General features: G+C 54.9%; 14 protein-coding genes. 8 read left to right on the top strand and 6 right to left on the bottom strand.

Annotation, left to right across the window (positions count from 1 at the left end):
- Nucleotides 1-36: 36 nt before the first annotated feature.
- The 5 genes from pepA to ahr all read left to right on the top strand — a co-directional run bounded on the left by pepA (nucleotide 37) and on the right by ahr (nucleotide 6688).
- Entirely contained in the window at nucleotides 37-1548 is a 1512-nt protein-coding gene (gene pepA / locus AAIR21_RS06390) for a leucyl aminopeptidase (RefSeq protein ID WP_014171826.1), read from the top strand.
- 111 nt (nucleotides 1549-1659) lie between these two features.
- Nucleotides 1660-2103, top strand: coding sequence for a DNA polymerase III subunit chi (holC, locus tag AAIR21_RS06385; RefSeq protein WP_008502815.1), 444 nt, complete (start codon nucleotides 1660-1662; stop codon nucleotides 2101-2103).
- Nucleotides 2103-4958, top strand: coding sequence for a valine--tRNA ligase (locus AAIR21_RS06380; RefSeq protein ID WP_020883522.1), 2856 nt, complete (start codon nucleotides 2103-2105; stop codon nucleotides 4956-4958). Before holC ends, AAIR21_RS06380 begins: the two co-directional genes overlap by 1 nt.
- Nucleotides 4959-5081: 123 nt before the next feature.
- A complete protein-coding gene (locus AAIR21_RS06375; protein ID WP_020883521.1) occupies nucleotides 5082-5585 on the top strand; it encodes a GNAT family N-acetyltransferase in 504 nt (167 codons plus the stop codon).
- Nucleotides 5586-5668: 83 nt separating this feature from the next.
- Nucleotides 5669-6688, top strand: a complete 1020-nt coding sequence (gene ahr / locus AAIR21_RS06370) for an NADPH-dependent aldehyde reductase Ahr (protein WP_032680192.1) — start codon at nucleotides 5669-5671, stop codon at nucleotides 6686-6688.
- 81 nt (nucleotides 6689-6769) lie between these two features.
- On the opposite strand, the gene AAIR21_RS06365 is transcribed toward ahr, so the two are convergent.
- On the bottom strand, nucleotides 6770-8416 hold the full coding sequence (locus AAIR21_RS06365; protein WP_183516741.1) for a glycerone kinase: 1647 nt from the start codon (nucleotides 8414-8416) through the stop codon (nucleotides 6770-6772).
- A 137-nt stretch (nucleotides 8417-8553) separates the two neighbouring features.
- On the opposite strand from AAIR21_RS06365, the gene AAIR21_RS06360 reads away from it, so the two are divergent.
- Nucleotides 8554-10056, top strand: coding sequence for a helicase HerA-like C-terminal domain-containing protein (locus tag AAIR21_RS06360; RefSeq protein WP_079231641.1), 1503 nt, complete (start codon nucleotides 8554-8556; stop codon nucleotides 10054-10056).
- Here the strand turns inward: AAIR21_RS06360 and AAIR21_RS06355 are convergent.
- On the bottom strand, nucleotides 10036-10977 hold the full coding sequence (locus AAIR21_RS06355) for a TIGR01212 family radical SAM protein (RefSeq protein ID WP_121339897.1): 942 nt from the start codon (nucleotides 10975-10977) through the stop codon (nucleotides 10036-10038). The genes AAIR21_RS06360 and AAIR21_RS06355 overlap by 21 nt on opposite strands.
- Nucleotides 10978-11659: 682 nt before the next feature.
- On the opposite strand from AAIR21_RS06355, the gene gltB reads away from it, so the two are divergent.
- The gene (gene gltB, locus AAIR21_RS06350; RefSeq protein WP_183516748.1) at nucleotides 11660-16120 is read left to right on the top strand and encodes a glutamate synthase large subunit; all 4461 of its coding nucleotides are present in this window, start codon (nucleotides 11660-11662) and stop codon (nucleotides 16118-16120) included.
- A 9-nt stretch (nucleotides 16121-16129) separates the two neighbouring features.
- Entirely contained in the window at nucleotides 16130-17548 is a 1419-nt protein-coding gene (locus tag AAIR21_RS06345; protein WP_020883515.1) for a glutamate synthase small subunit, read from the top strand.
- A gap of 105 nt (nucleotides 17549-17653) precedes the next feature.
- On the opposite strand, the gene AAIR21_RS06340 is transcribed toward AAIR21_RS06345, so the two are convergent.
- The 4 genes from AAIR21_RS06340 to AAIR21_RS06325 all read right to left on the bottom strand — a co-directional run bounded on the left by AAIR21_RS06340 (nucleotide 17654) and on the right by AAIR21_RS06325 (nucleotide 22149).
- Nucleotides 17654-18214, bottom strand: coding sequence for a hypothetical protein (locus AAIR21_RS06340; protein WP_079231638.1), 561 nt, complete (start codon nucleotides 18212-18214; stop codon nucleotides 17654-17656).
- The gene (locus AAIR21_RS06335) at nucleotides 18211-20631 is read right to left on the bottom strand and encodes a fimbrial biogenesis usher protein (protein WP_079231637.1); all 2421 of its coding nucleotides are present in this window, start codon (nucleotides 20629-20631) and stop codon (nucleotides 18211-18213) included. The genes AAIR21_RS06340 and AAIR21_RS06335 overlap by 4 nt, the downstream gene beginning before the upstream one ends.
- A 9-nt stretch (nucleotides 20632-20640) precedes the next feature.
- A complete protein-coding gene (locus AAIR21_RS06330) occupies nucleotides 20641-21345 on the bottom strand; it encodes a fimbria/pilus chaperone family protein (protein ID WP_079231636.1) in 705 nt (234 codons plus the stop codon).
- Nucleotides 21346-21465: 120 nt separating this feature from the next.
- Entirely contained in the window at nucleotides 21466-22149 is a 684-nt protein-coding gene (locus AAIR21_RS06325) for a DUF1120 domain-containing protein (protein ID WP_032679063.1), read from the bottom strand.
- Nucleotides 22150-22488: the final 339 nt, after the last annotated feature.

Here is a 22488-nt window from a genome sequence, read left to right as displayed (position 1 = left end):
AGCCGCTGTTGTCTTTAAGATTCAGGAGCGTAGTGCATGGAGTTCAGTGTAAAAAGCGGTAGCCCGGAGAAACAGCGGAGTGCCTGCATCGTTGTGGGCGTCTTTGAACCACGCCGACTCTCCCCGATCGCCGAGCAACTCGATAAGATCAGTGATGGCTACATCAGCGCCCTGCTGCGCCGTGGCGAACTGGAAGGCAAACCTGGGCAGACGCTGTTACTGCACCATGTTCCAAACGTACTGTCTGAACGTATTCTGCTGATTGGCTGTGGTAAAGAGCGCGAGCTGGATGAACGTCAGTATAAGCAGGTTATTCAGAAAACGATTAATACGCTGAATGATACCGGCTCAATGGAAGCCGTTTGCTTCCTGACCGAGCTGCACGTCAAAGGCCGTAACACCTACTGGAAAGTGCGTCAGGCGGTCGAAACGGCAAAAGAGAGCCTGTACAGCTTCGACCAGCTGAAAACCAACAAAAGCGAGCCACGTCGTCCGCTGCGTAAAATGGTCTTTAACGTACCGACCCGTCGCGAGCTGACCAGCGGTGAACGTGCTATCCAGCACGGTCTGGCAATTGCTGCCGGGATTAAAGCCGCAAAAGATCTGGGCAATATGCCGCCTAACATCTGTAACGCAGCGTATCTGGCCTCTCAGGCACGTCAGCTGGCTGACGCCTACAGTAAGAATGTCATCACCCGCGTCATCGGCGAACAGCAGATGAAAGAGCTGGGAATGCACTCCTATCTGGCAGTCGGCAACGGCTCCCAGAATGAGTCGCTGATGTCGGTTATCGAGTACAAAGGTAACCCGTCTGAAGATGCGCGTCCGATTGTGCTGGTTGGTAAGGGTCTGACCTTCGATTCCGGCGGTATCTCCATCAAGCCTGCCGAAGGCATGGACGAGATGAAGTACGACATGTGTGGCGCAGCAGCAGTGTATGGCGTGATGCGTATGGTGGCGGAACTTCAGCTGCCGATTAACGTCATTGGCGTGCTGGCGGGCTGTGAAAACATGCCTGGCGGTCGTGCGTACCGTCCGGGTGACGTTCTGACGACCATGTCCGGCCAGACCGTTGAAGTGCTGAACACCGACGCCGAAGGCCGTCTGGTGCTGTGCGACGTGCTGACCTACGTTGAGCGCTTCGAGCCTGAAGCGGTCATTGACGTGGCCACGCTGACCGGTGCCTGTGTGATTGCGCTGGGCCATCACATCACCGGGCTGATGTCGAACCACAATCCTCTGGCGCACGAGCTGATTGGCGCGTCCGAACAGGCCGGCGACCGCGCATGGCGTCTGCCGCTGGGTGACGAGTACCAGGAACAGCTGGAGTCTAATTTCGCCGATATGGCGAACATCGGCGGTCGTCCTGGCGGGGCAATTACTGCGGGCTGCTTCCTGGCGCGCTTTACCCGTAAGTACAACTGGGCGCATCTGGACATCGCAGGTACCGCCTGGCGTTCCGGTAAGGCCAAAGGCGCAACCGGTCGTCCGGTCGCGTTACTGTCGCAGTTCCTGCTCAATCGTGCGGGTTTTAACGGCGAAGAGTAATTGCCGTCAGATGCCCGGTAGCGCTACGCTTACCGGGCCTACGGAAAGATGCCGTTTGTAGGCCGGGTCAGCCCGGCCTTGCATTTAAATCCATAACAAGAAGCCCCATATATGAAGAATGCAACGTTCTACCTTCTGGACAACGACACCCATCAGGACGGCCTCAGCGCAGTTGAACAGCTGGTGTGTGAAATTGCCGCAGAACGTTGGCGCGCAGGTAAACGCGTTCTGATTGCCTGCGAAGATGAGCAGCAGGCCATCCGCCTTGACGAAGCACTCTGGGCGCGCCCGCCGGAGAGTTTTGTTCCGCATAATCTGTCTGGCGAAGGCCCTCGTGGCGGCGCACCGGTAGAGATTGCCTGGCCGCAAAAGCGCAACAGCAGCGCGCGCGATATTCTGATTAGCCTGCGGATAGATTTTGCAGATTTTGCCACCGCTTTCACAGAAGTGGTAGACTTTGTCCCTTACGAAGAATCTTTGAAACAACTGGCGCGCGAACGCTATAAAGCGTACCGCCTGGCTGGTTTTAACCTGAATACGGCAACCTGGAAATAATGGAAAAGACATATAACCCACGCGATATCGAACAGCCGCTTTACGAGCACTGGGAACAGCAGGGCTATTTCAAGCCTAACGGCGATGAAAGCAAAGAGTCCTTCTGCATCATGATCCCACCGCCGAACGTCACCGGCAGTTTGCATATGGGTCATGCCTTCCAGCAGACCATCATGGATACCATGATCCGCTACCAGCGCATGCAGGGCAAAAACACCCTGTGGCAGGCGGGGACTGACCACGCGGGTATCGCGACCCAGATGGTGGTTGAGCGTAAAATTGCCGCTGAAGAAGGTAAAACCCGCCACGACTACGGTCGCGACGCGTTCATCGATAAAATCTGGCAGTGGAAAGCAGAATCCGGCGGTACCATCACCCGTCAGATGCGCCGTCTTGGCAACTCCGTGGACTGGGAGCGCGAGCGCTTCACCATGGACGAAGGCCTTTCCAACGCCGTTAAAGAAGTGTTTGTCCGTCTGTACAAAGAAGACCTGATTTACCGTGGCAAGCGCCTGGTAAACTGGGACCCTAAACTGCGCACCGCTATCTCCGACCTGGAAGTGGAAAACCGTGAGTCTAAAGGCTCCATGTGGCATATCCGCTATCCGCTGGCCGACGGCGCTAAAACGGCAGACGGTAAAGATTACCTGGTGGTAGCGACCACCCGTCCGGAAACCCTGCTGGGCGATACCGGCGTGGCCGTTAACCCGGAAGATCCGCGTTATAAAGATCTGATTGGCAAATTCGTGGTGCTGCCACTGGTTAACCGCCGCATTCCCGTTGTGGGCGATGAACACGCCGACATGGAAAAAGGCACCGGCTGTGTGAAAATCACCCCGGCACACGACTTCAACGACTACGAAGTGGGTCGTCGTCACGCCCTGCCAATGATCAATATTCTGACGTTCGACGGTGATATCCGTGAAAGCGCGGAAGTGTATGACACCAAAGGTAACGAATCCGACGTTTACTCCAGCGACATTCCGGCTGAATTCCAGAAAATGGAACGTTTTGCCGCGCGTAAAGCGATTGTCGCTGCAGTGGATGCACTCGGCCTGCTGGAAGAGATCAAACCTCACGATCTGACCGTGCCGTACGGTGACCGTGGGGGTGTTGTTATCGAGCCAATGCTGACCGACCAGTGGTACGTGCGCGCCGACGTGCTGGCGAAACCGGCTGTTGAAGCGGTTGAGAACGGCGACATCCAGTTCGTGCCGAAGCAGTATGAAAACATGTACTTCTCCTGGATGCGTGATATTCAGGACTGGTGTATCTCCCGTCAGCTGTGGTGGGGCCACCGTATCCCGGCCTGGTACGACAGCGAAGGCAACGTCTATGTTGGCCGCAGCGAAGATGAAGTTCGTCAGGAAAACAACCTGAGTGCCGATGTCGCCCTGCGTCAGGACGAAGACGTACTGGACACCTGGTTCTCCTCCGCACTGTGGACCTTCTCCACGCTGGGCTGGCCGGAGAACACCGACGCGCTGCGTCAGTTCCACCCAACCAGCGTGATGGTGTCCGGCTTCGACATCATCTTCTTCTGGATCGCCCGCATGATCATGATGACCATGCACTTCATCAAAGATGAAAACGGCAAGCCACAGGTTCCGTTCCATACCGTCTACATGACCGGTCTGATTCGTGACGACGAAGGCCAGAAGATGTCCAAGTCCAAGGGTAACGTTATCGACCCGCTGGACATGGTTGACGGTATCTCCCTCGAAGAGCTGCTGGAAAAACGTACCGGCAACATGATGCAACCGCAGCTGGCAGAGAAGATCCGCAAGCGTACTGAGAAACAGTTCCCGAATGGGATCGAACCTCACGGTACTGATGCCCTGCGTTTCACTCTGGCGGCACTGGCTTCAACCGGTCGTGACATCAACTGGGACATGAAGCGTCTGGAAGGTTACCGTAACTTCTGTAACAAGCTGTGGAACGCCAGCCGCTTCGTGCTGATGAACACCGAAGATCAGGATTGCGGCTTCAACGGCGGCGAGATGACCCTGTCTCTGGCCGATCGCTGGATCCTGGCAGAGTTCAACCAGACGGTGAAAGCCTTCCGCGAAGCGCTGGACAGCTACCGCTTCGATATCGCGGCGGGCATTCTGTATGAATTCACCTGGAACCAGTTCTGTGACTGGTACCTTGAGCTGGCAAAACCGGTAATGAACGGCGGTTCTGAAGCGGAACTGCGCGGTACGCGCAACACGCTGATTACCGTTCTGGAAGGTCTGCTGCGTCTGGCACACCCGATTATTCCATTCATCACCGAAACCATCTGGCAGCGTGTGAAAGTGATTGCCGGCATCAACGCCGACACCATCATGCTGCAGCCGTTCCCGGAATTCGATGCAGCGAAGGTCGATGAAGCGGCGTCAGCCGATACCGAATGGCTGAAACAGGCGATCGTGGCGGTACGTAATATCCGTGCCGAAATGAACATCGCCCCGGGTAAACCTCTGGAGCTGCTGCTGCGCGGTTGCAGTGAGGCTGCTGTTCGCCGTGTCACCGAGAACAACACCTTCCTGAAAACCATGGCGCGTCTGGAAAGCATCACCGTGCTGCCTGCGGATGACAAAGGTCCGGTATCCGTGACCAAAATCATCGACGGCGCCGAGCTGCTGATCCCGATGGCAGGTCTTATCGACAAAGACGCTGAGTTGGCTCGTCTGGCAAAAGAAGTGGCTAAGGTCGATGTGGAAATTGGCAAAATCGAAAGCAAACTGGCGAACGAAGGCTTTGTTGCCCGCGCGCCGGAAGCGGTTATCGCGAAAGAGCGTGAGCGTCTGGTTGCCTTCGCCGATGCTAAGACCAAACTGATCGAGCAGCAGGCGGTTATTGCAGCCCTGTAATGCTTTTACCCCTTACGCTTCAGGGCGTAAGGGGTATCCTTCCTGAAAACTCCTCGCTTGCGCTCCCTTTACTGCGGTGCTATTAACAGCAGTTGTGTGTCAATTTTTGTAATGAGTAAGACTATGAGCGTGATTACCCCCGTCGCGACGACGATGCGTCGGATCACTGAGCAGGACAACCCGGCTATTGCCGCCGTTATCCGAACGGTTTCCGCTGAGTATGGCCTGACCGCCGACAAAGGCTATACCGTTGCCGACCCGAATCTGGATGAGCTGTTTCAGCTGTACAGCCAGCCGGGCTACGCCTATTGGGTTATTGAGCAGAACGGCCAGGTGGTGGGCGGCGGTGGCGTGGCGCCTTTAAGCTGCAGCGAGCCGGATATCTGCGAACTGCAAAAAATGTATTTTCTGCCGTCGGTACGCGGGCAAGGGCTGGCGAAAAAGCTGGCGCTTATCGCCCTTGAACATGCGCGTACTCAGGGTTTTAAACGCTGTTACCTGGAAACAACCGCCTTCCTCAAAGAGGCCATTGGCCTGTATGAACATCTGGGCTTTACGCATATTGATGCGCCGCTGGGCTGTACCGGCCACGTCGATTGCGAAGTCAGGATGCTGAAAACTCTGTAAAGGGCATTCCTGCCCTCTTCTGTTAAGCGACTGTAAACTGAATGCTCTACACTCTCAGTTCACACCATAACGGGGGAAACACGATGTCGAAGATAAAAAGCTACGCCGCACCGCAGGCGGGTGCAGAACTTGAGCTGTACGAATACGATGCGGGCGACCTAAAAGCAGAAGACGTCGAAGTGCAGGTTGATTACTGCGGGATCTGCCACTCCGATCTCTCCATGATCGACAATGAATGGGGCTTCTCACAGTATCCACTGATTGCTGGCCACGAAGTCATTGGCCGCGTTGTGGCGCTCGGTAGCGCCGCACAGGACAAAGGGCTGAAGATCGGCCAGCGCGTGGGGATTGGCTGGACGGCGCGCAGCTGTGGTCACTGCGATGCCTGTATCAGCGGTAACCAAATCAACTGCCTCGAAGGCGCAGTCCCTACCATTCTGAACAAAGGCGGTTTCGCCGATAAACTGCGTGCCGACTGGCAATGGGTTATTCCCCTGCCGGACAGCATTGATATCGAATCTGCCGGTCCGCTGCTGTGCGGCGGTATCACCGTATTCAAACCGCTGCTGATGCATCATGTCACCGCCACCAGCCGTGTGGGTGTCATCGGGATTGGTGGTCTGGGCCATATCGCAATCAAACTGCTGCACGCGATGGGCTGTGAAGTCACGGCGTTTAGCTCGAACCCGGCCAAAGAGAAAGAAGTGCTGGCGATGGGGGCGGATAAGGTAGTCAACAGCCGCGATCCGCAAGCGCTCAAATCGCTGGCAGGTCAGTTTGATCTGATCATTAATACCGTTAACGTCGATCTCGACTGGCAACCGTACTTTGAAGCGCTGGCCCACGGCGGTAACTTCCACACCGTCGGTGCAGTGATGAAACCGCTGCCGGTGCCTGCGTTTACGCTGATCGGGGGGGATCGCAGCGTCTCCGGTTCAGCAACCGGTACGCCGTTCGAATTGCGCAAACTGATGAAGTTTGCCGGGCGCACTAAAGTGGCGCCCACCACCGAACTGTATCCGATGTCTAAGATCAACGAAGCTATCCAGCATGTGCGTGACGGTAAAGCCCGTTATCGCGTGGTGTTGAAAGCGGATTTTTGATGTGAACGCGCGGGGTGCGTGCGCCCTGATTGCACGCATCGCCACCCTCTCCCGTCGGGAGAGGGTGTAATACTCAAAACGCTACCTTTTTGCTGCGGTCATTGCCTTGAACACCTCTGCCACCGCCACGGCCCCCGGGTCGGTCACACCCTCCAGGTTCTCTTTGTTGACATACGACGAACGTCCGGCACCCGCTTTCACCATATTCGCTGTCGCCTCAGCGCCCGCGTTCGCAGCCTGCGCAGCAGCCTGAAGGTCGCCTTTCTGCAATGCCTCCAGCGCCGGTTGCAGGGCATCGATCAAGGTGCGATCGCCAAGATCTGCCCCACCATACTGCTTCATCTGCGCCAGCCCGCTGAAGAGCGCTTCCGGCAACGGCTGACCGTCGTGCAACGTCTGCCCGGCAGCGGTAAAGAAGATCGACATCAGCACACCGCTTGAGCCCCCCATAACCGTTGCCAGCCGCTCGCCAACCAGCAGCAACAACGTCGACACATCATTTAGCGGAAGCTGTTTCTTCTCCAGACGCTGCGCAATATCCCGCGCCCCTTGCGCAAAGGTAGAGCCCGTATCGCCATCACCCACTTTGGCATCCAGCGCATTGAGGCGGTTTTCCAGCTGGATCAGCGTCTGCGTGACCGTGGAGACGATCTCTGCGACCCGTGGATTGTCCGAGGCGGTATATTCCACGCGGTCATGGATCGCGCTATGTTCCTGCACGCGCAGCGGCGCAAACGCCACCGGCTTCTGCCAGCCCAACGTCTCCACCTCTTCATGGAGAGCTTTTTCGAACAGATCGTTAAGCTTCAGCAACGTCAGCGAAAAGCCTTTCATATCCAGGGCACTCACCAGCGGTGCCGGACCAATCAGATAAGCGATATTCTCTTTCAGCGCCGAGTGGGCCAGCTCTTTGGTGAGCAACGCCATCTCCAGCGCCGACACGCCGCCGAGGTTATTGATAAGCACCGCAAAACGCCCGTTACCGGCCTGCGCTTTGAGCGGCTCGACCAGCGTGTCGATGATGGCTTTGCTGTTTTGCGTATCGACAACCGAGGCACCAGGCTCGCCGTGGATCCCGAGCCCCAACTCCACGTGCCCCTGCTTGATCCGCCCCTCTTCATCATCACTGCCCGGCAGGTTACAGGTTTGCATTGCCACGCCCAGGCTCCAGAGATTATCGCAAGCCTGTTGCGCGATATGGCGCACCTCGGTCAGTGATTTGCCGTGCTCTGCCGCATAGCCCGCAATTTTATGAACCAGTGCCGTACCGGCGATACCGCGCGGCTGCTTGTTATCCGGCAGGGCAATATCATCGGCGACAATGACCATCTCGACCTTCAGGCCATAACGCTTGGCTTTTTCTGCCGCCAGGCCGAAATTAAGCCGGTCGCCGGTGTAATTTTTCACGATCAGCAGACAACCCCGATCGCCCGTTACCGCCACAATGGCGTTCAGCACCGCATCAACGCTCGGCGAAGCAAAAAGATCTCCGCACACCGCTGCCGTGAGCATCCCTTTGCCGACAAACCCGGCGTGTGCAGGTTCGTGACCAGAGCCACCGCCTGAAATAACCGCCACCCGGCTTTTATCCCAGTCGCTGCGCGCCACCACCCGAATGGCCGGATCGATATCAAGTTTGACGAGATTAGCGTGTGGTGCCGAAATCAGTATGCCTTCGATGGCGTCGTTGACCAGCTGTTTGCGATCGTTAAAGAAGAATCTGGACATAGTTTTCCAAAATTTTGTGAACCGTATGCAAAAGCATAGTCCGCGCTGGATAATGCGCCGCAAAGTCAGCAATTTACTCAGCCATTTTGCCGTCAGGTTGCCTATACTCGACCGAGGACTAAGAGAGGAAGCGCATTATGAGTACACCATTGTTAATTGCCCGCACGCTGGACAAAGAGCTGTTTTTACTGCCCGCGATGGCCAACCGCCACGGTCTCATCACCGGGGCCACCGGGACGGGGAAAACCGTGACCCTGCAGAAGCTGGCAGAGTCGCTTTCAGAGATTGGCGTACCGGTCTTTATGGCCGATGTAAAAGGCGATTTAACCGGTGTGGCTCAGGAAGGCACTCCCTCCGAAAAACTGCTCGATCGACTCAAAAATATCGGCATCACGGACTGGACACCGCACAACAATCCGGTCGTGTTATGGGATATCTTTGGTGAGAAAGGTCACCCGGTACGTGCAACCGTCTCCGATCTTGGTCCGCTGCTGCTGGCTCGTCTGCTCAACCTCAACGATGTGCAGTCCGGTGTGCTGAACATCATCTTCCGTATTGCCGACGACCAGGGTCTGCTGTTACTTGATTTCAAAGATCTGCGGGCCATTACCCAGTACATCGGTGATAACGCCAAATCGTTCCAAAACCAGTACGGTAATATCAGCAGCGCCTCAGTCGGGGCCATCCAGCGCGGGTTACTGACCCTGGAGCAACAGGGTGCCGAACATTTCTTTGGCGAGCCGATGCTGGATATCAAGGACTGGATGCGCACCGACAGCAACGGGAAAGGCATCATCAATATTCTGAGCTCAGAGAAGCTCTACCAGATGCCGAAGCTCTACGCCGCCAGCTTGCTGTGGCTGCTCTCTGAACTGTACGAGCAGTTACCCGAAGCCGGCGATCTCGACAAACCCAAGCTGGTCTTCTTCTTCGACGAAGCGCACCTGCTGTTTAACGATGCGCCTCAGGTTCTGCTGGATAAGATTGAACAGGTGATCCGCCTGATCCGCTCTAAAGGCGTCGGCGTCTGGTTTGTTTCGCAAAACCCGTCCGATATTCCTGACAACGTGCTGGGACAGCTTGGCAACCGCGTACAGCATGCCCTGCGCGCCTTTACGCCGAAAGATCAGAAGGCCGTCAAAGCCGCCGCGCAAACCATGCGAGCGAACCCGGCATTTGATACCGAAGCGGCCATCCAGGCGTTGGGCACCGGTGAAGCGCTTATCTCTTTCCTGGATGCAAAAGGCAGCCCGTCCGTTGTGGAACGCGCAATGGTGATTGCCCCTTGCTCCCGGATGGGGCCCGTGACGGACGATGAACGCAACGGCCTGATTAACCGCTCCCCGCTGTATGGTAAGTATGAGGACGACGTGGATCGCGAGTCGGCATTCGAGATGCTGCAAAAAGGGGTTCAGGCCACCACCGAATCCCAGGACGCACCTGCCTCCAAAGGCCAGTCTGTTGCCGTGGACGACGGCATCCTGGGCGGACTTAAGGATATCCTGTTTGGTACGACCGGACCACGCGGCGGCAAACGCGATGGCGTCGTGCAGACCATGGCGAAAAGTGCAGCGCGTCAGGTCACGAATCAGATTGTACGCGGCATGCTGGGGAGCCTGTTAGGCGGTCGTCGCCGGTAAGCGGGGAACCCAGGGGCGACCAAGCGCCGATCCCTGTACGCCGTGCTCTTGCAGATAACGGTCGATTTCCACCATCCCCGTCCAGCGGTTCTCACACCAGAGCGGTGCAAGAAGCGTTGGACGGCGGGCGCTGGCGGAGATGCGGTGGTAGACAATCTCCGGCGGGGTGTGCCGAATCATCTCCCCCGCCGTCATCGTATACGCATCAAGCTCAATACCGGTTAAGCGCCCGGCTTCCCAGGCTTTGGCCATGATACTGCCCTTCACGATGTGCAGTGGATGCAGCTTAATTCCGTCCACACCGGTCTCGACCACCTTTTCCAGTGTCTCAAGACCGTGCTGCTGCCCTTCGCCTGGCAGGCCGACAATCAGGTGTGAGCACACCTTCAGCCCACGCTCACGCGCGAGACGTGTGGTGCGCTGGTAACAGGCGAAATCATGTCCACGGTTGATGCGGTGCAGAGTTTTGTCGTGCGCACTTTGCAGGCCCAGCTCCAGCCAGATCTCATACCCTTGTTCCTTGTACTCGCTGAGCAGGTCCAGTACCGCTTCCGGCACGCAGTCCGGGCGGGTGCCCACACACAGCCCTACGATACTGGCCTGACTTACCGCCTGCTGATACATGGAGCGCAAGACCTGTACTTCCGCCCATGTGCTGGTGTAGGCCTGGAAATAGGCCAGATACTGTTTCGCACGGTTGACCAGACTCGCCTGATGGGACAGCTGTTCGACGATGGAATGATGCTGCTGCGCTTCGTCAGCAAAAGACGCCACATTACAGAAAGTACAGCCCCCGCGCCCGATCGTCCCGTCACGGTTCGGGCAGCTAAAACCGCCATGCAGCGTCAGCTTGTGAACCTTTTGCCCGTAACGCTGCAAAAGATCCCCACCAAACATATTGACTAATTTCTGTAACTGCATAATCTGGTAGACCGTCCCAAAGAAAGGGGACAAGCCTGCCATTTTTAGCCTCTGTCGGCGATGACCTGGATCAATCGCCCTGGACGGCCTTTATCTCTATGAATAAATACTCAGGATTACTGCAATTTCATTCACGCCAGTTGTGATTACTTTTCCTTATGTTCTGATTGTTTTTTTCACTTATAGCGTCAGCACTGAAAAACAGTGACTTTATGCGGGTTTGCATTTCATCGTAGAGAATTATTCTGCTAAAAAACGGCTATTCAGCACGCTACATCGATAATACCGCTTTCATATAGTGAGTCAGATCACACTCCGCTGCGTCTCACCACAGCTTACAAACGTTGTAAATAGAGTTGAATTTCTTTTATATACAAATAGTTAATAGCTCTTTAGCACATTTTTGTATAAATAAGATTGCCATTTGACCTGTGTACCAATTCCCGATAAGTTGGAAATCCGCTGGAAGCTTTCTGGATGAGCAGCCTGCTCATCATATTTATGCAGTAATTGAGATTCCCTCTGAAGCAAGTCCTCAAACTTGTTTACCTGCGCGAAAGGATGAAAAAGAGGGCGAATGCGAGGTACGCGTATGAAACGCAAACCCCGTCGCCATGCTCTTTCTGTGCCTGTGCGCCACGGTTCAGTGGGAAGCCCGACGAGCCTGGGGAGGTTCACTGATATGTTGTACGATAAATCCCTTGAGAAGGATAACTGTGGTTTCGGCCTGATCGCCCACATAGAAGGCGAACCTAGCCACAAGGTAGTGCGTACTGCTATTCACGCACTGGCCCGCATGCAGCACCGTGGTGCCATCCTTGCTGATGGTAAAACCGGCGACGGTTGCGGTCTGCTGCTGCAAAAACCGGATCGTTTCTTCCGTATCGTTGCGGAAGAGCGCGGCTGGCGTTTAGCCAAAAACTACGCTGTCGGTATGCTGTTCCTGAATCAGGATCCTGAAAAAGCTGCCGCCTCACGCCGCATCGTCGAAGAAGAACTTCAACGTGAAACCCTGTCTATTGTTGGCTGGCGCGATGTGCCAACCAACGAAGGGGTACTCGGTGAAATCGCCCTCTCCTCGCTGCCTCGAATTGAACAGATTTTTGTTAATGCCCCTGCGGGCTGGCGTCCGCGTGATATGGAACGCCGTCTGTTTATCGCCCGTCGTCGCATTGAAAAACGTCTCCAGGACGACAAAGAGTTCTACGTCTGTAGCCTCTCTAACCTGGTGAACATCTATAAAGGTCTGTGTATGCCGGCTGACCTGCCGCGCTTCTACCTGGACCTGGCGGACCTGCGTCTGGAATCGGCCATCTGCCTCTTCCACCAGCGCTTCTCCACCAACACCGTCCCTCGCTGGCCGCTGGCACAGCCGTTCCGCTACCTGGCGCACAACGGCGAGATCAATACCATTACCGGTAACCGCCAGTGGGCGCGTGCTCGTACCTATAAGTTCCAGACGCCACTGATCCCTGACCTGCACGATGCCGCGCCGTTCGTTAACGAAACCGGCTCTGACTCCAGCTCCATGGATAACATGCTGGAGCTGCTGCTGGCAGGCGGTATGGATATCGTGCGCGCCATGCGTCTGCTCGTGCCACCGGCATGGCAGAACAACCCTGATATGGATCCAGAGCTGCGCGCGTTCTTCGACTTTAACTCCATGCACATGGAGCCGTGGGATGGCCCGGCGGGCATCGTTATGTCCGACGGTCGCTTTGCTGCCTGTAACCTGGACCGTAACGGTCTGCGTCCGGCACGCTACGTCATCACCAAAGATAAGCTCATCACCTGCGCCTCTGAAGTCGGTATCTGGGATTACCAGCCTGACGAAGTGGTTGAGAAAGGCCGCGTTGGCCCGGGCGAGCTGATGGTTATCGACACCCGCGGTGGGCGCATTCTGCACTCTGCTGAAACCGATAACGATCTGAAGAGCCGCCATCCGTACAAAGAGTGGATGGAGAAAAACGTTCGTCGCCTGGTGCCATTCGAAGATCTGCCGGATGTAGAAGTGGGCAGTCGTGAGCTGGACGACGATACGCTCGCCAGCTTCCAGAAACAGTTTAACTACAGCGCCGAAGAGCTGGATTCCGTGATCCGCGTACTCGGTGAAAATGGCCAGGAAGCGGTCGGCTCCATGGGTGACGATACCCCGTTTGCCGTGCTCTCCAGCCAGCCACGCATCATTTATGATTACTTCCGTCAGCAGTTTGCGCAGGTGACCAACCCGCCAATCGATCCGCTGCGTGAAGCACACGTGATGTCACTGGCCACCAGCATCGGTCGCGAGATGAACGTCTTCTGCGAAGCTGAAGGCCAGGCGCACCGCCTGACCTTTAAATCGCCGATCCTGCTGTACTCTGATTTCAAACAGCTCACCACCCTGAAAGAGGATCACTACCGCGCCGACACGCTCGATATCACTTTCGACGTGACCGAAGCGACCCTCGAAGAGACGGTGAATGCGCTGTGTGACAAAGCGGAACAGATGGTGCGTAACGGTACCGTTCTGCTGGTGCTCTCTGACCGCAATATTGCGAAAAACCGTCTGCCGGTACCGGCCCCAATGGCGGTAGGTGCTATCCAGACGCGTCTGGTCGATAAGAGCCTGCGCTGCGACGCCAACATCATTGTTGAAACCGCCAGCGCCCGCGATCCGCACCACTTTGCCGTGCTGTTAGGCTTTGGTGCGACGGCTATTTACCCGTACCTGGCCTACGAAACGCTGGCGCGTCTCGTGGATACCCGTGCTATCGACAAAGATTACCGCACGGTGATGCTGAACTACCGTAACGGCATCAACAAAGGCCTGTACAAAATCATGTCCAAAATGGGCATCTCGACCATCGCCTCCTACCGCTGCTCGAAGCTGTTTGAAGCGGTCGGTCTGCATGACGACGTGGCGACACTTTGCTTCCAGGGTGTTATCAGCCGTATCGGCGGTGCCGGATTCGCTGACTTCCAGCAGGATCTGATGAACCTGTCGAAACGCGCCTGGCTGGCACGTAAGCCGCTGGATCAAGGTGGCCTGCTGAAGTATGTCCACGGCGGTGAATATCACGCTTATAACCCGGACGTGGTGCGTACGCTGCAACAGGCCGTTCAGAGCGGCGAGTACAGCGATTACCAGCAGTATGCTGAACTGGTGAACAGCCGTCCGGTGGCGACGCTGCGCGACCTGCTGGCGCTGAACCCGGGTGATGAAGCCGTCAGCATTGACGACGTTGAGCCTGCCACTGAACTGTTTAAACGCTTTGATACCGCGGCAATGTCAATCGGTGCGCTCAGCCCGGAAGCTCACGAAGCGCTGGCTGAAGCGATGAACAGCATCGGCGGCAATTCAAACTCCGGTGAAGGTGGTGAAGACCCTGCCCGGTATGGCACCAACAAAGTCTCACGTATCAAGCAGGTTGCATCCGGCCGCTTTGGCGTCACGCCAGCGTATCTGGTTAACGCCGACGTGATTCAGATTAAAGTCGCTCAGGGTGCAAAACCGGGCGAAGGCGGCCAGTTACCGGGTGATAAAGTCACGCCGTATATCGCCAAATTACGCTACTCCGTACCGGGTGTGACGCTGATTTCTCCGCCACCGCATCACGATATTTACTCTATCGAGGATCTGGCGCAGCTGATTTTCGACCTGAAACAGGTCAACCCGAAAGCGATGATCTCCGTTAAGCTGGTTTCCGAACCGGGCGTTGGCACCATCGCGACCGGTGTGGCAAAAGCCTATGCGGACCTGATCACCATCGCCGGTTATGACGGTGGTACCGGGGCAAGCCCACTCTCCTCCGTGAAATACGCGGGCTGTCCGTGGGAGCTTGGCCTGGTGGAAACCCAGCAGGCGCTGGTGGCTAACGGTCTGCGTCATAAGATCCGTCTGCAGGTGGATGGCGGCCTGAAAACCGGCCTCGACATTATCAAGGCGGCGATTCTGGGTGCGGAAAGCTTTGGTTTCGGCACGGGCCCTATGGTCGCGCTCGGCTGTAAATACCTGCGTATTTGCCACCTGAACAACTGTGCAACCGGTGTTGCAACCCAGGACGAGAAGCTGCGTAAGAACCATTACCACGGCCTACCGTTCAAAGTGACGAACTACTTTGATTTCATCGCCCGCGAAACCCGTGAGCTGATGGCACAGCTGGGCGTGAAACGCCTGGTGGATCTGATTGGCCGTACCGACCTGCTCAAAGAGCTGGAAGGTTTCACAGCCAAACAGCAGAAGCTGGAGCTGTCTAAGTTGCTGGAAACTGCCGAGCCACATCCTGGCAAAGCGGTCTACTGCACCGAGAACAACCCGCCGTTCGACAATGGCGTGCTGAACGCGCAGCTGCTGCAGCAAGCGAAGCCGTATGTGGATGACAAGCAGAGCAAAACGTTCTGGTTTGATATTCGCAACACTGACCGTTCTGTCGGTGCATCGCTTTCCGGTTACATCGCGCAAACGCACGGTGACCAGGGCCTGGCGGCCGACCCGATTACCGCGCACTTCAGCGGTACCGCGGGTCAGAGCTTCGGCGTGTGGAACGCCGGCGGCGTTGAACTGTATCTGACCGGTGATGCCAACGACTATGTCGGTAAAGGCATGGCGGGTGGTCTGCTGGCGGTGCGTCCGCCGGTCGGTTCAGCCTTCCGTAGCTGCGATGCCAGCATCATCGGTAACACCTGTCTGTACGGCGCGACCGGCGGTCGTCTGTTTGCAGCAGGTCGTGCAGGTGAACGTTTTGCCGTACGTAACTCCGGTGCCATCACCGTGGTTGAAGGTATCGGTGATAACGGTTGTGAATACATGACGGGCGGGATTGTGTGCGTCCTGGGTAAAACCGGCGTGAACTTTGGCGCAGGCATGACGGGCGGTTTTGCTTACGTCCTGGATGAAGACGGTGAGTTCCGCAAACGCGTGAACCCTGAACTGGTGGAAGTGCTGGACGTTGAAACGCTGGCTATCCACGAAGAACACCTGCGCGGTTTGATTACCGAACACGTGCAGCATACCGGTTCTTCGCGCGGCGAAGAGATCCTGGCCAACTGGCCGGCGTTCTCTGCGAAATTCGCGCTGGTTAAACCGAAGTCCAGCGATGTTAAAGCCCTGTTGGGTCACCGTAGTCGTAGCGCAGCAGAGCTGCGTGTGCAGGCGCAGTAAGGAATTCAGATGAGCCAGAACGTATACCAGTTTATCGACCTGCAGCGTGTTGATCCGCCAAAGAAACCGCTGAAGATCCGTAAAATTGAATTTGTAGAAATCTATGAGCCGTTTTCAGAAGGCCAGGCCAAAGCACAGGCAGACCGCTGCCTGTCCTGCGGTAACCCTTACTGCGAATGGAAATGTCCGGTCCATAACTACATCCCGAACTGGCTGAAACTGGCCAACGAAGGACGTATTTTTGAAGCTGCCGAGCTGTCTCACCAGACAAACACCCTGCCGGAAGTGTGCGGCCGCGTGTGTCCTCAGGACCGTCTGTGTGAAGGTTCCTGTACGCTGAACGACGAATTTGGCGCGGTGACCATCGGTAATATCGAACGCTATATCAACGATAAAGCCTTCGAAATGGGCTGGCGTCCGGATATGACCGGCGTGAAGCAAACCGACAAGCGTGTGGCGATCATCGGTGCGGGCCCGGCGGGCCTGGCCTGTGCGGACGTACTGACCCGTAACGGCGTGAAGGCCGTGGTCTTTGACCGCCATCCGGAAATCGGCGGTCTGCTGACCTTCGGTATTCCGGCCTTTAAGCTGGAAAAAGAGGTCATGACCCGCCGCCGTGAAATCTTCACCGGTATGGGCATTGAGTTCAAACTGAACGTGGAAGTCGGTCGCGACGTGCAGCTCGACGACCTGCTGAAGGATTACGACGCCGTCTTCCTGGGCGTGGGAACCTATCAGTCCATGCGCGGTGGTCTGGAAAACGAAGAGGCGCCGGGCGTATTCGACGCACTGCCGTTCCTGATTGCCAATACCAAACAGATCATGGGCTATGGCGAAACCGCCGATGAGCCGTATGTCAGCATGGAAGGCAAACGCGTGGTGGTGCTGGGCGGGGGTGATACCGCGATGGACTGCGTGCGTACCTCCATTCGCCAGAATGCGGCACACGTGATCTGCGCCTATCGCCGTGACGAAGAGAACATGCCGGGCTCTAAACGCGAAGTGAAAAACGCGCGTGAAGAGGGCGTGGAATTCCAGTTCAACATCCAGCCTCTGGGTATTGAAGTGAATGCCAACGGCAAAGTGAGCGGCGTGAAAATGGCGCGCACTGAGATGGGTGCGCCGGATGCGAAAGGTCGTCGTCGCGCAGAGATCGTGGCAGGTTCCGAGCATGTGATCCCGGCCGATGCCGTAGTAATGGCGTTCGGTTTCCGTCCTCACAGCATGGAGTGGCTGGCGAAGCACAGCGTAGAGCTGGACTCTCAGGGTCGTGTTATTGCGCCGGAAGGCAACGAAAACGCGTTCCAGACCAGCAACCCGAAAATCTTTGCTGGCGGTGATATCGTTCGCGGTTCCGATCTGGTCGTTACCGCGATTGCCGAAGGCCGTAAAGCCGCTGACGGTATTCTGAACTACCTGGAAGTGTAAGAAATAAGCCGGATGGCAAATACCATCCGGCTTTTTTTATGCGGTTAACCACCGTTGATTTTCCCCCTGCAGCTCCGCTTTTCTGTGGTGCCGCAAAAAGAAGGGTTACTTCGTCAATAAGCTCCAGGTCAAATCACTTTCCAGCGTGGTTTGATCTGTCAGATGGCTGAACGCGCTTTCATTGAGAACCGGTGAGAGCGTTACGTTGAAACTCATCTGCTGGCCGGAAGGGACCTGGTTATTCTCAAGCGCAATCACCGCCTCGTTATTACGCAGATAGAACGGCGTCGGTGTACCGTTTTCAGGCGTAAAATTCAGCTGATCGACCGTTTTACCCACGATGTAACTTTTGCCATCGACGGTCATGTTGTCAATTTTGACTGCGACACCGCCGGACTGCCCAAAAAGAAACCGCCCCTTATCTCCCGCTGTACCGCGCAGTATCACCGCCATCTGCTGAGACTGAGGGCAAAAAACGTTTACCGTGATGTCACGATCGGCCATTTTATGCCAGTCCTGCTGCGTCGTTTCGACCGTATCCCGGCGCATCTCATGATAATCCACCACCGGCTGTGAGAGGCTGAGCTGGCACTCCTCAGCATGGGTTATTCCTGTCACGCCGAGCATCAGCAAGGCCACTAAGCCCGATAAGTGTCGACTGTTCATCGGCAGACTCCGTTCACTTCTTCATAGAAGGCATTTTCGTCACGCTTATCAGCCAGGGTGTAATCAATCTTACACAGTCGGTTATTGTCACCGTCTAGCGCGTAGAGCGCGCTCAGCTGATCGGCATCGTTAATAAAGACGTGGCCATCATCAACCGTGGTCACGATATAGTTACCTTTCTCATCAACAATCGAGATCCCTTTACTCAGGGGCTGACCGTCAGCCTGCTTAACGCTTAGCATGACGCGGCGGCTGTTGAGTACTTTGAAATCAATCTCGCTGACCGAGGCATGGCCTGCGGCAATATATTTCGTGCCGTTAGCCAGCGTCATACTCTGCGGCAGCTTATTAGCATCAATTTCTATGCGGGAGTTATGCCATTCGTTGAGTGAAGGTACCACGGCCTGGCCCCATGGATCGGTCCAGACGGTACCTTGCGGAGTGGAGATTTCAACACCGCTCTTCTTCTCGCTCAGTCTGGCAATCGCGAAGGTGTCCTGAATCGTATACGGCGAGAAAGTCACACCCTCTTTATGCATGGCCACGCCACCCGACAATGTCGCATTGTAGTTCCGCTGATTATCCCCACTGGTTCCGCCCCCCACGCTCAGTTGCGTATAGCGCAGGTTAGTGTTGATGTTGCCGTTGAAGCTGTTGTCTTTCGAATCCTGATCGCGATCGGCTGAGATGTAATAGTTCGTGTTGTCTCCCAGCGAGCCGCTGTTAGACGCGCCATAGGAGGTGCTATCACCCTGTTTACGCATATAGGTACTGATGGACTGACTGCCGCCGAGCGGGATGCTCACGTTGACGTAGAACATCTCATTGTCCTGATCGTCATCGACATTACCGACCGCACTTTGCCAGTTCATGGATACTGACGCGTACGTAAAGGTCTTGCCCCATGACAGCAAGAGGTAACGTGAATCTTCACCGTCACCGCTGGTCTGGTTGTAGTTGAACCCTGCGCTAAACACCCCCGCCAGAGGGGAGGAGAAGCGAACGTTGCCGGAATAGGTGTTGTCATATCCCTGATAATCATCGTCCATCGCATCAGCCAGTTCGCGATACTCTCCGCTGTAATGCGTCGCACTGCCTGAAAAACCGACGTACTCGTTCAGGATGTAATCACTTTGCAGCTCGGTTTTTACCCCGCTGCTGCTGTCACCAAAGCTCGCATTGCTGACTGCCGCACCCGTTGAAAGGGTCCAGTCATCGCTTATCAGGAACTCTGTCCTGCCGCCTGCCGCCTGATAGTTTTCCGCAGCGGCACCTGAAGCCAGGAGATTCATCCACGGAGAGACACGCCAGCCGTCAGAGATGTTCATCACCAGCGGATCGTTATAGTCGCTGTCGATGCTGCGCACCTGACCTACAGAAAGGGTTAGACCCTGCGGGCGTGAAAGGTTGCGCGCCCTTACCTGAGACGCCGGGACGATGAAACGGTTAGTCGCGCCGTCGGATTCCACCACCGAGACGTCCAGATCTACATTGTTGCGAACCACGGGCACGTCATCCAGCGTGAAGGGGCCGGCTGGCACAAGGGTACTGAAGACCAGTTGACCGTTCTGGCGGATTTCGACACGTGCCTGGGAAGACTGGGCAATACCGGAAACGCTCACGCCAGAGCTTGCTCTCGCCAGACCGCTGGTCGGCATAAACTGAACGCCGGTAATCGGCACCCCGCTCAACACGTTGGACATGGCGTTGATTTCACCCACCTGCATCGTCATTTTTTGCGCGGTAAAGACATGCTCTGCATAGGTGTAAATGCTTTCGGCATTTCGGCTACCGTCGTCATCCGTCAGGATATAACGACTGCGCAGCGCCCAGTCCATCGTGTTGAATCCGGCTTCCAGGCTGGCCTGAGAGTAGCGGCTGCTGTCATTGTCACCATAGTCGTTATGGGTGCTGAACAATGAATAGTTCAGCAGCGCCGCCGTTCCGCCATGCTGAAAGTTTTTGATATCCGACGACAGACTGTTCACCGCTTCAGCTGGTAGATAGAGTTCAACGGCCTCCTGGTTAGGCAAGGCGTTGATGACGGCTTTAGGATAGTTATCCCGAATATCATGACACTCCTCACCGGACTTTATTGACACAGGCATCAGCCCAGCAAACTCCATAAGATCGTTATCAAAGCAAAGCATGCCGTCTTTGTTGAAACGAACTGCAGCCATTCCCCGCTCTTTCCCGTTAACCTTCACCGAAACGGAGTGGGTTCCGGGTAAAAAGCGCGGTGCTTCTGCGAAGTAATGGTTGAGATCTTTATTCAACCCCAGCGTTTGCATTATCCCCGTGTCGAAGGTGACCTCCCTCGCCAGAACGGATGTTGAATCAAGTAACACCAGAGGTAATGTGCCGCAAAGAATGGCGCGGACACAAAGTGCAAGGCGGCTTTGTTTACTCACCGTCATATCCCTATTTTATTTATTTAATTCCGACGTAAAGCTCGGGACCTCAACGCCATAGCGGCTGGCCGGGAAAAACTTAACGCTGCTGTCACCACTGACTTTCTTACTCATATCAGCCGTTAGCGTTTCGCCAGGAAGAATGTAGGTTTTGGACAGAGAGGCACTCACCCCTGAAGGCAGCAGCATCACGTTCTGCCCAAGACGGACCACATATTTGCTGGGATTGTTTACGGTGACGGATGTGCCGTTTGAGGACCACTTCAGGAACTTCCAGGCATCAGTGACCACACCCAGGGATGCCGGACGAATAAGCACGGGGATATCCTGGCGAATGTTAATGCCAATCTTTATTTTTTTATCATCGTTTTTAGGCGGAATACCGTCGAATGTGACGCGTTTATAATGCTCTACATCCAATGGCTGTTTGTTCTGAAGAATAAAGCGCAGCTGCTGCGTCTGACCTGGCTCAAGACGTACCACCGGCTGCGTTGCAATAAGCTTAAGACCGATATCGTCCGGCAGGTCAACGACATTTGTATATAAAAGTGAAGGATGCGAATCGGTATTCTTGACGTTAATCGTTCCACTGTGCGTCGCTTCATCAATGATTAATAGACTGGTTTCAGGCACCATGCCTTCTGCATGTACAGCAACACTGGCAGATAATAACGCGGCAGTAATCAGCGTGTTAAATAAAGTAGATTTTAAACAATGCATAATAATATCTCCTTGAAAGCAACAACAGAACAGTCCATGTTTATCGCGCCGTTAAAAAGAGAGTAAATGCAGCGCATTTACTCTCCGGTTAATTAAATTACGTTTACTCGATTAAAAGTCTTACAGATAACGCAGGCTGATAGTCACCTGACCATCAAGCTGGGTGTCATCAGTGATCGCCAGCGTGGTGGTATCCTGGATCGCCAGAGAGGTCACCAGTGGGAAGGTTGCGGTCTGGAACGCCAGTGGAGCCAGGGTGCCAACAGTTGCAACGGTGAAATCACGATAGTTATCGCCCTGAGTTGTACCGTTGGTGCTCTTCGACCAGTTACCCGTAGCATTCTGCTGGTAAATTGGGTCAACTTTAGCGCCGTCAGCCATTACGCTGTCAGTTTTAACGAACAGCGAGTAAGTTCCGATGTTCACTGGTGTGGCACCTGTTGTTTTACCTACACCGTAAGTCTGGCTTTCAGACGAATTAGAACCACCACCAAACATGCCATTCTCAACGGTGAGTTTCGCGTTAGAATCAGCGCGATCGTCAATCATATTCCAGGACACTTTTGTTGCTGCGGTGCAGGTAATAGTCAGATCGATGTCTTTCTGGCCCAGCTGGTTAACTGCCGTTGAGCTTAAACCACCCAAACTAACTGTGCCGTAGTCAACCGTTCCGCCGTTGCTTAACTGAGGCGTACAGGCTGAATTAGTCAGCGTACCTTTAACTTTCAGAACGGCAGTCGGGTTAGCCGCAAAAGCGGATGTCACACACAGAGAGAGCGCAGTAGCGAGTAAAACCTTTTTCACTTGTTATTCCTTAACATATGAGTAATTGCAATATTAAATACAGCAGGGATAAATAAATTTACCCCATACTGTTTATCGTCATGCTTGAGAGCATGCGTAGATAATATAATCTTTATAAATACAAGCAATTTAGAAAAATTAATTTATGGATTTAGAATAACGTTATCAATAAGTGATATTTATTTATAAGAGTGCATATAGCTTTAAAACGACATATTATATTCAGCGGAGATATAGCTTGAAATTATCCGAACGGTGGGGGCAGGCAAAAAAGAAGGGATGTATATAATTTACTTTATTAAACGTTTTGACATAAAAAGACATAAAAAAATCCAGCTA

The sequence above is a fragment of the Enterobacter sp. PTB genome (genome assembly GCF_051130085.1).
Lineage (GTDB): Bacteria > Pseudomonadota > Gammaproteobacteria > Enterobacterales > Enterobacteriaceae > Enterobacter > Enterobacter ludwigii.
This window is presented reverse-complemented; position numbering and strand designations above follow the sequence as displayed.